The sequence below is a fragment of the Labilibaculum filiforme genome (assembly GCF_002843315.1).
GTDB lineage: Bacteria > Bacteroidota > Bacteroidia > Bacteroidales > Marinifilaceae > Labilibaculum > Labilibaculum filiforme.
On the sequence record NZ_MVDD01000003.1, the window covers coordinates 307,484 to 321,557 of the forward strand.

General features: G+C 34.3%; 7 protein-coding genes. 5 read left to right on the plus strand and 2 right to left on the minus strand.

Annotated features, from left to right (window positions below):
- The first annotated feature begins 472 nt into the window (after positions 1 to 472).
- The 5 genes from BZG02_RS06020 (at position 473) to BZG02_RS20985 (ending at position 7,370) form a co-directional block, all read left to right on the plus strand.
- Positions 473 to 1,774, plus strand: a complete 1,302-nt coding sequence (locus BZG02_RS06020) for a retropepsin-like aspartic protease (protein ID WP_101260513.1) — start codon at positions 473 to 475, stop codon at positions 1,772 to 1,774.
- Between the two features lie 585 nt (positions 1,775 to 2,359).
- A complete protein-coding gene (locus BZG02_RS06025; protein WP_101260514.1) occupies positions 2,360 to 3,121 on the plus strand; it encodes a hypothetical protein in 762 nt (253 codons plus the stop codon).
- Positions 3,122 to 3,582: 461 nt separating this feature from the next.
- Positions 3,583 to 4,323, plus strand: coding sequence for a carbon-nitrogen hydrolase family protein (locus BZG02_RS06035; RefSeq protein ID WP_101260516.1), 741 nt, complete (start codon positions 3,583 to 3,585; stop codon positions 4,321 to 4,323).
- A gap of 608 nt (positions 4,324 to 4,931) precedes the next feature.
- Positions 4,932 to 6,080, plus strand: a complete 1,149-nt coding sequence (locus BZG02_RS06040; RefSeq protein WP_101260517.1) for an FMN-binding protein — start codon at positions 4,932 to 4,934, stop codon at positions 6,078 to 6,080.
- 12 nt (positions 6,081 to 6,092) lie between these two features.
- The gene (locus BZG02_RS20985) at positions 6,093 to 7,370 is read left to right on the plus strand and encodes a flavin reductase (protein WP_218972154.1); all 1,278 of its coding nucleotides are present in this window, start codon (positions 6,093 to 6,095) and stop codon (positions 7,368 to 7,370) included.
- Positions 7,371 to 7,822: 452 nt separating this feature from the next.
- On the opposite strand, the gene BZG02_RS06050 is transcribed toward BZG02_RS20985, so the two are convergent.
- Together BZG02_RS06050 and BZG02_RS06055 are read right to left on the minus strand one after the other, a co-directional pair.
- Entirely contained in the window at positions 7,823 to 9,703 is a 1,881-nt protein-coding gene (locus tag BZG02_RS06050) for a hypothetical protein (RefSeq protein ID WP_101260518.1), read from the minus strand.
- Between the two features lie 1,235 nt (positions 9,704 to 10,938).
- On the minus strand, positions 10,939 to 13,980 hold the full coding sequence (locus tag BZG02_RS06055) for a hypothetical protein (protein WP_101260519.1): 3,042 nt from the start codon (positions 13,978 to 13,980) through the stop codon (positions 10,939 to 10,941).
- Between the last annotated feature and the right edge of the window lie 94 nt (positions 13,981 to 14,074).

A 14,074-nucleotide genomic window follows, 5' to 3' on the forward strand; every position in this document is an offset into this window, starting at 1 on the left:
GGAATTTAATATGGAAAGATTTTTAAATGCAGTAATTTCAAAAAATAATATAAAGTTGTAGATCCGTCTATAGCTTTTTTTGTGTTTTAGATTTAGAATAGTTGACAATGGCACATAGCTATGGCGTTAGCTTGTGTAGGTTTTGAGTTCGAAATCTTAGATTCCTTAAAGGTGATACATATCGCCAACGCAATAGCCTCAGATTACAAATCTGAGGAAGCAAGCAACGCACATCTTCATTAAGAATAAACTAATCTTATTTGCATGAATTACTGCTAATAATAGATTTAAATCTGACTCAGATAAGAACTTGTTTTCTGTCTGGAAATTTTAAAAGCAATATCGATTTTTATGTATCCTTAAAACCGCTATATTTAACATTTAATTGAGCAGTTTGTTGATTTTTTAGACAAACTGCCGTTAGCGGTAAGTAACAAAAACTACACTGTAGTAAATTATAAGATTAATATCAATGAAGCAAAGAAGAATGAAGTTAGTAGTATTTATGTGTTGTATGTTAGGAGGATTTTTCCTTTCATGTTCACATAATAGTCAGAATAATTTAAGCTTAGATAAAGAATTAAATAAGTTATTAATTACTAAAGATTATTTTAACTTAAAGAATCGACTTGAAAAATCAGAAGGTAATTTATCGAAAGACAGATTCTTATATTATCAAGCTCATTGTCTTGATGTTTTTAATAATAGTGAGTTGTCTCAGGAAAGTATTAACCTATTGTTAAATGAGTATAAGAGTAGGCTTAATGATACTATAATGGCTGATTTATTAGAAATACAATCAAGGAATTATGGTCGAATGTTTCAATATAAAAAAGTGATTGAAGTTAGCCACAAACTATTAGACGAATATCCTGAATTATTAGATAGTGCGAAGACTAAAAACTATAAAGAAAATATAGAACTTTATGGTAAGGTTGCTGATATAGAACCAACAATTATTCATAAGGAAGGAAATGTGAAAATTAAATCATCACGAAATACAGCTTTAAATTATGTTACAGTACCTGTGAAAAGTGGTGGTATAAGTAAAGACTTCTTATTTGATACTGGTGCTGAAATGTCATGTGTTTCTATGTCAAAAGCTAAACAAATGGGAATGACTATTTATGAAACTGATATTACTGTTGAAACGTCATCATTTGAAGTTAAGGCCAACCTTGCCGTTGCGGATAGTTTATATATAGGCGATATTTTATTTGAGCGTGTTCTTCTTTTAGTAGTTCCAATTATGAATATTCCTGAGTTAGATTTTCTTATTAGTGGTATTATTGGCGTTCCTGAAATGCGCTTAATGGAGGAGGTTCATATTAAAAAAGATGGAAGTATATTTATTCCAAAAACAGAGCAAGAATTTACATCGCAAAATATGTTTTATGAGGGTCTGTCAGGGGAGTATCCTATTGTTAGGCTAAACTCGGGAACGGATACTTTAAATATGGCTTTGGATTACGGAGCTAATCAATCATATTTATCTCAAAAATATCTAAAGGAACACAAACAAGAAATCGAAAAAAAATGCGAATCTAATGAAACTTCAGATTATGGACTAGGAGGGAAAAAGAAATTAAGAAGTTATATAATAAAGGATTTACCATATGAAATTGGAAATAAGAAAAGTGTTTTATCAAGTATACTCGTTAAAGATTCCCCTACACATAAAGATGAATTTGACGGATTAATAGGACAAGATATATTCTTACCTTTTGAACAAATAAAAATTAATTTTAAAAGTATGTATTTGGTAGTCGAATAAATACCAGCCACTAACAACTAAGCCTTCGAGTAGCAACAACTGCCCAATAGGTACGGGGCGTTGACGTAACCGATGACAGAATTCTGACTCTTATGGGGAATGGTGTAAGTGAAAACCTTTTTAGAAAGGGAATTTAATATGGAAAGATTTTTAAATGCAGTAATTTCAAAGAATAATAGAAAGTTGTAGATCCGTCTACAGCTTTTTTTGTGTTTTAGATTTAGAATAGTTGACAATGGCACATAGCTATGGCAGTAGCTTGTGTAGGTTTTGAGTTCGAAATCTTAGATTCCTTAAAGGTGATACATATCGCCAACGCAATAGCCTCAGATTACAAATCTGAGGAAGCAACCAACGTACATTTTCATTAAGAACAAACTAATCTTATTTGCATGAATTACTGCTAATAATAGAGTTAAATCTGACTCAGATAAGAACTTATTTTCGGTCAGAAAATAAACATACTTTCAATTTTTATGTATCCTAAAAACCGCTATATTTAACATTTAATTGAGCAGTTTGTTGAGTTTTTAGACAAACTGCCGTTAGCGGCAACCCTTAATAACAATATATAAAGAAAGAAATATGTATAAAACTATTTTATTTTTTATTATTCTAATGACTTCAATCCAACTTTCAGCTCAAAATAGTAAAGTAGAAGTCACAACAAGACATGGCAAAGTATGCCTAATAGTTAAATCTGTTGTTCTCTCTACTCAAGGAGACGTTTTAAATATCATATCGCCAAATTATATAGATAGTAAAAATGTTATCAACATAATCCAGACTGTTAATGAATGTAGAAGTATTCAAGAAAATTCATCAAGCTCAAGGAGTACCCATCAGGGAATCGAAAACATAGAATCAGGAGAGTATTCTTATGACATACGTGGTAGAGTTGTTAGAATGGGTTCTTATGATATTTCATATGACATACATGATAGAATTGATAGAGTTGGCTCTTATGATATTTCATACGATATAAATGGTAAAATTGATAGAGTAGGTAATTTAGATATTTCATATGACATACGTGACCGGATAGATAAAATAGGTTCTACTGATATCTCATATGATATTCACGGTAGAATTGATGAAGTAGGCTCAATTGATATTACATATGACATATATGAACGAATAGACAAAATAGGTTCTACTGATATCTCATATGATATTCACAATAGAGTAGATGAAGTAGGCTCAATTGATATTTCATATGACACACATGACCGAATAGATAAAATAGGTTCTACTGATATTTCATATGATATACACGATAGAGTTGAAAGAGTAGGTAATTTAGGTATTTCATATGACATACATGGTAGAATAAAAGAGATTAAATAAATTTTGAACATTTCTAAATAAAATACCAAATAAATGGGAAAATATGGCAAGTTAGTTGGGATATAAAACCTGAAAAAAACAAGATTATGCCTTTAAACAATTCTTCTCTCGTTGAGAAACAAAATATAGACGACAATAGGTTCCCTCTCTATCCAACACAAAATATGTGGAATTTCTTACTTCTTGATAAAATAAACGGCAACATTTGGCAAGTTCGTTGGTCAACAAAATCAGAAGAAGGAGAAATTATATCAATTCGGGAAGTAATTTAGTTTATGAAAAAAAACGAACGCACAATGCGTGGTCATAAAACATTGGGGCTTATGTGGTTATTCAAACATTCTACCACGCATCAAGTTCGGTGTAACTGGACAGGTAAGTAGCCCGCAATCCCCAACAATTCATACCGCCGAACGTTATTGGCAATTAAAATAATGACAACTGCTTTATAAAATACAAAAATGAAAATTGGAATAGTACAATTAGAACCAGCAAAAGGAAATATTGAAAGAAATATTGAGATACATATAGATTGGATAAAAAAAGGGATTAATCATCATACAGCCTTGATTGTTTTTCCTGAGTTATCCTTGACTGGATATGAACCAGAATTAGCTAGCTCTCTTGCTACTAACCAAAACGATAAGAGGCTAGATTGTTTTCAAAAGTTAAGCGACGAAAATAACATTGCTATTGGAGTTGGATTACCAACAAGAAATTTGGATGAGTTAAATATTAGTATGATAATATTTCAACCTTTGAAAGATAGAATAACATACTCGAAACAGTATTTATATCCAACGGAAGTGTCAATTTTTACAGCCAGATTTAATCCAATAGTTCTTGAGTGTGAAACTGAAATTGTTGCACCTGCTATATGCTACGAGTTATCAAATAAGGAACATTATGAATTTGCAGCCGAAAATAATGCTACTGTATATATGGCAAGCGTTTTGAATTCTGTAAACGGTGTAGATTCAGACTTAAAAAAATTGAGTGACATTGCTAGAAATTATAAAATGGTGACTTTTATGGCTAATTTCATTGGAGAATCAGGTGGATACAAATGTGCTGGAAAGTCAACGATTTGGAATGATAACGGGGAAATGATTAAACAATTAGGGGACAAAGAAGAAGGATTAATTATTTATGATACAAAAACTAGAGAAGTATTAACTACCACTAGTCGAGTAGACAGATGACAGTCTATTGACCGCCGCTCTGCCTTTCACACCACCAGATACTTCGCAGGCGCCGCATAAACCAAGCGGGTCTTCCCGATAAAAATCGGGAAAGGCTGTATACGATCCCGAATGATCGGGATTAAGTTATGGGAATTGAAAATCGACGCAGTCAAATAAAGAAACACGTCTAACAGGCGTGATTTGTTTGTAAATGTCGAGCATCGATTCATAACCTCGTTTCTTCAACCTTTCAAGTGTAATGGTCGTTCTCAAAATTGGACTTTATTCACAAACACAACATTTCTGGCGTTCATGAAGGCTTCGCCGTAAAGCAATTGCTCCGCCTCCCCTGTCATAAAATATCAAATAGTAGCCTAAACGTTTTCACTATCGCAATCTCCATCTTTTATTTGCTGACAGTTACTGCCAAACATGATATAATAAATTTGTTGCGTATCCCAAGGTCAATATTTTGAGAAGGAATTAGAACAAAACAGGAAACAAACTCAACAAACACTTGTAAAGAGATATTATTCGATAATATCTATATTAGCAGTCGCAAATTTACAATTTCACTAAAAACTTGCATAATAACTTCAATTTAGGAATTAAATACTATTACATTAATGAACAAACGGCAAATCGAGGCAACGGCATACCAATACTCTTTAATAGTAATTCTTTTAATAGCAATAGCTTACCGAGGCGGCAGAGATTTTATATTTCAGAAAAATGAGGTGGAAGTTACTGTAGGCATAGAAGATCTGCAAAAAATTTACCCCAACGCTTCCTATTATACTGAAAAAGGACATGGTGCCTATGATATTTATGGTAAAAATAAAATAGGAATAGCACTTCTCTCCTCCGATTACTCTCAACAATTTGGTTACGGTGGTATCGTTCCGCTATTAATAGGTGTTAATGATAGCTTGACGATTACCAAAATTATTTTAATGCCGAATAAGGAGACCGGTGATTACATTGAAGCCATATATGGTAAGGATTTTATTGGCAAGTGGCAGGGAGTAAAACTCGAAGATGCGATGCAGTTTGATGTTGATGTTGTTTCGGGAGCTACTCTTACTAGTAAGGCTGTAATTGCCGGCGTTAAGCATACTGCATCAATAGTAATGGGATCTGATGCTTCGCTTATTAAAGAAAGTAGCCTTTGGACAAGAGTTAAGGACATTCTATTTTTGAGTATCATGGTGCTATCGCTAGTGATGGCTTTCAAAAAAGGAACTGCAAAGTACCGTACTATTTATCTGTTATTGGTTTTGGTTATTATGGGATTAATCCTTAACAATGCAATCTCTGTTAGATCGCTAAGCGGATGGTTGCAGGATGGTTTTGTGTGGCGAGCCAATTGGCAAAGTAGCGTGGTATTTATTTTGGCAGTAAGCATCTCTTTTATTGGCAAGCGCAAACTTTACTGCAACTACCTCTGCCCTATGGGAGCTTTGCAAGAGCTAACAAACCGTTTCACCCCGTTCAAAAAAAGAAATTTACCAACAACACTAAAGGGGATAACTGCAAAAGAGATGTATCTAACACTTATTGCGGGTGCTTTGCTATTAGGTTTCACTCCCGAACTATCCTACCTAGAGCCTTTTGCATTTTTCTCGTTTCGAATAGCAGGCATCGGACTTATCCTCTTTGGCTTAGTAGTGGTTCTGCTATCACTATTTTTTAACAAGCCTTGGTGTTCGGTCTGTCCTACAGGATGTTTAATGGATACTATATCCTATAAAAAAGCTAAAGATATTGACTTTTAAAACTATAAATTTATGCAAAAGAGTAAATTTTTAAACCTTGTTCTTGCCCTTGCCGTATTGGTGCTTACAATTCTTTTAACCACCAAAGAAAACGGTTCCAACAAGCACAAAACAACGCCAGCCGTTAAAATAGAGAACGCTCAGTTGGCAGTATTAGATTCTGCATGGTTTCCCTTCAATAAAAAGTCATTGGGCGTTCGAAAAGAATTGTACCCCCAACCCGCTTTGGTAATAGGAACCTATGATAAAGAAGGAAAACCTAATATGATGACTGCTGCGTGGGTAGGTGTGTGCAACTCAGATCCATTTAGCATATCGGTTTCTATGCGTCCGGCTACCTATTCGTATGGTAATGTGATGGAATCAAAATCGTTCACTGTAAATATTCCCTCTTCTAAATTGGCTAAGTATGTAGATTATGTAGGCCGTTTTTCTGGAAAAGATGTAGATAAATTTAAAGAGACTGGACTAACTCCTGTTAAAGGCGAGTTTGTAAATGCCCCTTTCGTAAAAGAGTTTCCTATTGTAATAGAATGTGAACTTACCGAATATCACGATCTTGGTTCGCACCGACAGTTTATTGGGAAAGTGATAGATGTAAAAGCGGATGAGGCAATTTTAGATGCTGAAGGTCATGTAAATGAAAAATTACTGAACCCTCTGATTTACGCAGGAGGGAATTATTATGAAACCGGACGTTTAATAGCGAAAACTGGCGAGGCTTTGAAAGATATTGATGGCGAACCATTTGTTGCTAATTATAGCGAGAGATATGAGAATGAAACATTGGAGGTAATCCACAATCGCAAGAGTGTACGCCACTTTACGAATCGGCCTGTTTCAAAAGAACAGATTGAAACCTTGCTTAAAGCAGGTATGGCCGCTCCGACAGCCGTTAACCGACAGCCTTGGGTATTCTATGTTGTTACCAAACGTGAAACCCTTGATGCGCTGAGCGAACAGTTGCCTTATGCTAAGATGTTGTCTCAAACACAAGTAGCCATTGTGGTGTGTGGCGATATGGAGAAGGCTGGAAATTTAAAAGATGAAGGCTATTGGGTACATGATTGTGCTGCCGCCACAGAGAATATACTTCTTGCTGCTGAAAGTATTGGCTTAGGTGCCGTATGGACTGCCTCCTACCCTTACGACGACAGAACAAAAGCGGTGAAAAAGGAGTTAAACCTGCCAGAGAAACATATCCCATTAAACGTTATCCCAGTAGGATATCCTACGGGCGAAGACGTGCCCAAAAACAAGTGGAAAGCAGAAAATGTAATTTGGCAATAAAAAAAGTAACGCTTGTGGCTAGATGTATAAAGTATTAATTAATGGCAAATAGAGAGTTTGTGCAAGAGGCTTGTATTAAGTTTTTTACTGACAATAAAATACGGTATTACATACGTATTTGGTACAATTTTAAAATCTTAATCCCTCATAACAATCAAACAACTAAGACAATACGCCTATTTAATACTCTAAAATAAGCACATAATGATATTCTCCGTTTTTTGTTTGGTGCTTAGCTCGAAAAATTAAAAATATTCTTAAATAAAAAAGCAGTAAAAAGTAAATTGAATCTACTTATACTGCTTTTTTAATTTAAGTTGTAGTTAACCCGATTCAAAAGAATTTATCGAATATTTCAACTCATCTTTATAACGGGAACCTCTAATAGTCTCTCCTCAAAAATACAATTATTCATTTTTAAGAAGCAATATTTAATATTCTGTATCAATAACTTACAAAATATGTCCAGTGGCAGCATCAATAACGATACTTAAACCATCTTCAGAAATAAATTCATATGCCGGAACCAAAGAACTGGTACCTGAATTTAATTTATAACCCAAACATTCTTCCACTTGTGTAATTTTCAATACATCACCTTTGTAAGAAGAAGCCATTGCATCTGCAGCTACATTTATTGCTTCATTTGCACTTAAAACATTAACAGCACTTTTTACTGATGATTTTGTAATTGTTGACCAATGATATTGAGTAGTGGCAATGTTATTATCTGTAACTAATAAAGATATGTAATCTGTTAGCTCATTACCTCTCACTGACAGTGAATTAACAACTCGTTTAAAACGTACTTGATATCCAATTACCGCTTCGTCTGCAGATAAACGAACTACTTCATCAAATTCTACTTGACTGAATCCACTTTGAGAAGAAACCCAGTTCTGAGCTTTTTCTACCGCATTTTGTTGAGAAATACTACAGCCTTCTAATTCACCAAATTCTTTCGACACCTCTGAAACCATTTGATCTGTAGAAGCACTATAGGTATAATTAACTGGTAAACTTGAGCTTTTAGTAATTTTACTAATTGCATTCGAAACCAACACTTTACCATTCGCTAAAGAATAAAAGCTACTACCTGTTTTTGGAGAATTGCCTGATACTGCAGAATACTCTATAATATTACTTCCTGAACGGGAATAACAACACCATCTGTCACTAAGATTACTTTGAGTATTGTTTGATTCATACCAAGCCTGTAAGTAAGTCTTTCCATTACCCAACTTAGCTGTAAAGTCCTTAGCAACTTCATTATCGATATTGTCATACGAATAGTTAGTATACCCCATAATGTTTTCAGTTCTACCTGAAAATTTATTTTTCCAAGCTTTGTCTTTCATTGTTAAACAAGTTGCAACAATAAGATTTTCTACCGAAACAGAAGTTAAACTACTAACACTTAATCCATTATCAGAAGTAGCAATATAGCCTGAATTTCCATGACCTGTATGGTATAATGTCTTAATACTTCTACCCATATAGTCTTTAAGTTGACTTGTAGATACATTTACATTCTTAAGTACCTGAGTGTAATTTAAACGAGTCAATCCACTTGCAAAATCATCCATATCAGACTGGTCCAAACCATCATTAACAGCTGTCAGGATAAAGTCTTTAGTTCCAGTACTACTCCCTGTTTGCGCAGTGTAAGTGTAGTCATACTTTTCGCTCCAACTATTATTGATATTTAACCAAAGTCGCACATATACCGTTCCACTTTGAGGAATGTTTTTAATTGTATGACTTTTTGCAGAGATATTACCACTACTGTAAATATCCTCTTGACCTGCAGTAGTTCCAACATATAGGCGGTAAGAATCTGCAGCATGAGTCCAACTAAACAAAACTGAACTTTCTGATAAAGTAGAACCATTTGCTGGAGTAATTTCGTTTGATGCTCCCCCCACGTTCATGGTGTATGTATAATCATTATACGCCCAACGATAATTGTAGTAATACCATAAACGAAGATAGACAACACCATTACTTGGTAAATTATCAACAGTATATTTTTTTGTCTGAAAATAATTCGAATTTGTAAAAATATCATCACCTCCAGCAGTTGTTCCTAAATCAATCCAATAATAACCACCTGGATGATTCCAAGAAAAAGTTACAGAACTTGATGTTAAAGTGGAACCACTTGCAGGAGAAATTGAGGCCTTTAAATTACCTGATTCCGCATCGGCAGTTCGAGCTGGAATCTCAATACTGTCTTTGTCCTGTAAATCATCCTTTTCACAACTCACAATTGTGCTAATTACAAATAAACCTAGTAATAGGTTTACAATGTTTCTTGTTAATAAATTCTTCATTTGCTTTATTTTTTAAGTTAATATTAATTCGCTTTAAAATTGAGTTAATACACATTAACATCTATTTAAAACGAGTTCCAACTATTGGAATTACAATACTACGAAAGTTTTTCACTATAATCTAATTTTTAATTAGATAGAGACTATTATATAAACATATCAATTATTATATATGACATATTTATTTCACAGAAAAACAGAATGTTAGCAAATTAAAACTGCCTCTTATTTTATCTATATAATACTTAGTGTTTACTACAAATGATTCATTAAACAAACACTGCATTCGATTTCATAAAAGCACATGCATTCTTACTGTTCGATCAGAAATAGATATTCGAACTGCAAATATTTCAGTTAGGCTGATACTACTTGCTTCAGTTGAGCTATATTTTACAATATTTTCATTTAAAAGTGCTTGAAGACTGATTTAATATTCTAAAAAAATGTTAAATCATCTATTTACAAAAAAAAACGTATTGTACTCTATTGTATTGTGTATCAACATTAAAAATTATACACCTATAATCATAACTACTTGTTTGACAGGATGTTTAATTAAAATTAAACTTCATATATTTGTTAAGTAACACTTGAACAAATATTACTATCTAAATATTAAAATTCATTTATATTATTATCATTCCCAGTTAAAAATTGAAAACCTTACAGAATAAGAAGAACTCTGATAGAACTACAAAAAACCACAATAAATGCTACGTGAACTACATTCTTGCATGCGTTAAGATTTCGATACCGTTTATGACCTATAATTTTCCCGAATAATGAGCTTTCATCGGGCATAAATACCGCTAATAGCAAATAATTAAGTTGATAACAGACTGCATATGAAAATACAAGTGATAGTCTAAGGACTGAGAATAACAAATTTCAGAATTACCATCCTCGTATTAAAGCAACTATCAATAAGTAGAAAAGAACTAATCCCAAATTACATCAAAATAAATTGGTGTTTAAATAAGAAACTGTAACAAAAATTAATTTATCGAAACCAAAACTCTAATTCTCTCCTATTATATTAGTTTATTGAAAGACATAAGCATCTCGATATTAATGAATAACAAAAAGCCATAAAAAGAAGAAAACCTTCCTTTTTATGGCTTTTGTAATTTAAAAGACTTTTTTAGCAGCCTCGAGCTTTGCCTTATAATTTCTAAATTACAAGACTTATATAACGAAGAGTCTTTGCTATTAAGTAAAATTTCGTTCCCATCTTAAAAAGAACTCAAATTAAAAGAAATCAAGAAATCGGCAAACATATTTTCTGTTTGATCCTCATAACCAACCCGAATTCCCAAATTAAAAGGTGCCGAAAAACGAAGTAGGTGTAAATCGGTACTTAACTCCGCTCCCACTGAAGTGTAGTCATCCTTATAGTTATTAAAATTATTATTCTTATCCATAAACCTTCCTTTTTGATAGCCAAAATCCACAAAAGCATTCAACTTTACCCGCTTAAAATAAGCCAATGGTCCTATATTCCAATCCGGATAAAACAATGGCAATGCATAATCAAGTCCGGTGGTAATAATATCTTCCCCATAAATATCCGACATCCCTCGTGGACTCTTAATCATATTAGAGAATCGTGAATTGTAACTGGAACGGTTTTGGTAGCCACCATACAATTTAATGCCATGATGCTTCACCAATCCGGGAAAATATAGATGCCCTTCGGTCGACCAGGTTTCACCCAATTTAGAATCGCCAAAAGGAGTATGACGATAGTTGAACTCTAACACCTGTGCCCATTGATATTGAACATCGCGAGGTGCTGATTTCGCAATATTATAAGCAAAAAGCTGATACTCCATAATTTCTTGCGTAAAATCGGTCACTCCAAAATCATACTCTCCCAGTCCCAGAGGATTTGTTTGAGTCGTTGCAAGAGCTGTGTATTTCATATCGGCAAGCTTAATTAAACTGTAGGTTAGTTTGGGAGTTATGCGCGTAGAATATTTCCCACTCGAAATATCAAAAGGAAATTTGACACTGTTCTCCCACTCCCACTGATTTAGGGAACGATGAACTAAAATTGTATCGACTTGAACCGGAGCAATTCGATCGGCAAGACTTGCAAACTGCGTTTCCTTTTTCCCTACCGTTAGCTTCGAGTCGAAGATAGGAAACATTCCCTGATAGGAAAGATTCACATAAAACTGTCCGTTTTCATATCCTTCCTCTTTTTTATATCCAACTGTAGTCAGCAAGGTACTTAGTTTGTTTTGCGAGGCCACAGAAATTCCGACATCGAATTCCTGTTCCAATCCATCTATAAATGCGGGAGCCCAGGAATGAAAATTAAACAAATGAGCCAATTTTGAGTACTTCTTTACCTGAAAACGATCCAAATTTGTAGTGTCGGGAACCATTTTTTCGTCCAATTGCTCCGATAAACTTTCCGCTAATGGGAATACCGTGTAATTGCCATCCCATTCTTTCCAATTATCAGCTTGACTGATAGTTTTTACCGGAACATATCCATCGGATGTGTAATTGGAATAATAAAGTTGATTTCCATTCACATGCGCATCGCGTGCTCCAAACCTCGACGAAGTAACCTGATAGATTTTTTTGTTTGATTTATCAAAAGCAAACACATTATCGATTCCTGTGAAACTTGCTGTGAAAAAGATATACGACTTGCTTAGCTCGATTTGCGACAGTTCGTTTTTTCCAAAAGCAAACAAAGACGTTCTTTTTTCGGAATTCAAATCGATGGAAACCAAATGTTTTCCCTTTCTATTTAATAAGATGTAAACAATCGTGTTCTTACTATCCCATTTTGGAGATAAGGCAAACTCTTCTTTCCCCAAAGAAATTCGCTGCACCACTTTCTTAGTTTCTCTATTAATTATCACCAGTTTGTTGTCGCCAACATTATCGGTTTCAACAGCCACAATCTGCTTTCCATCGTCCGAAAAAGCTGGTGCAAATAAGGCATTATCATTCTTAATTCTACTTCTTTGTTTCGTATTGGTATCGTAAATCACCAACACACTTTTATCGGCTTTTTCCCAACGCAAATGCTCCTTTCGTTCGCTCCAAATTAGCATGCCATTTTGATAATCGAAACCTGTATTAAAATCATATCCGGGCACGAAAATTTTCTCTTCTTTCCCCTCTTTACTGATTAATTCAAAATAAGCCGCATCGGCTAAGCCTTCTTTTAATACAATTACTTCGCCCGATTCGTTGAGGTGAGGAAAACGCTTATTGGTATATATTTTCTCGCGATTTGCCAGCGGTTCAAAATTGGTAAGCTTCAATTCTGCATCTTGAACGCTCCACTCCCACTGCAATTGTTTCATGGTATCGTAATACAACATTAGCTTGCCATCGGCTCGGGTATTTTTCTCTTTTACCTCTGTCCAATTAATAGGCTCTACTTTTACACCTTTTGCAAGTATTTCTTTTTGCTTTTCGGATAATGAATTAAATACGGCATCGCGATTCTCCTTCATTCCCTTATTGAGTCCTTTGCTAAAAGGGCTAATTCCTAATGGATTTCTCGCCACCTGATTTAAGGTATTATTCCACAGCAGATCGCCATAATTTACTCTTCCCTTTCCTACCAAATAATAACCTAATTTGTAACGATCGGTGGCATAATCCTGATACGATCCATTAATGGCCTTATCGTAAGAATAGTTGCCTTTTTCTACTAATTGAGCTCTTAATTCCTGCTCGAAAAATGGCAATCGTCCACGCCCCGATTCACTTAATGCTGTTTCGGAACAAACCGCATCTCCCTCTAAGAACCAAGCAGGTAAATACAATCCCACCGACACTGCCGTGGCTTGCTGTCCGAATACATAGTTCAAGAAACGAGTAAATCCCTGCTCTAACTTATCGAGTTGCAATACGTGGCGATATTCGTGCATAACCACCTGATCGATCCATAGTTGCGCATCATTATCGGGCGATGATGTGTTATAAATTTCCACCCGTTTGGGTGCCCAAGCCACCATGCCATTACTTGTAGCGCTTTGGGTATGCACAACTACTGAAAATTTCTTAGGTTTATGATTGAGATCTTTTCCACTTTTTTGAAGTAAATCCTGAAAAATAGCGGCCATGTATTTGGCCTTTTCTTCGTAATCGGCAGGAAATATAATTTGAAATTCGTTGGTGTTAATTTGTTTCCATCTAATGGAAGCCGGATCTTGTCCATCACTAAAGTATTGTGCATTAGCGAACTTGTAAGTCGTTATCAGAAAGAAGAAAACAAAACATATTCTAACAAATCTCATCATATCAAAAGCGTAATAATATTAATTGTATCTTTAAAATAGTAAGCAAAAAATTTTATAATATTGGAGCCATAAGTTTACTATTTTCAACCAATCA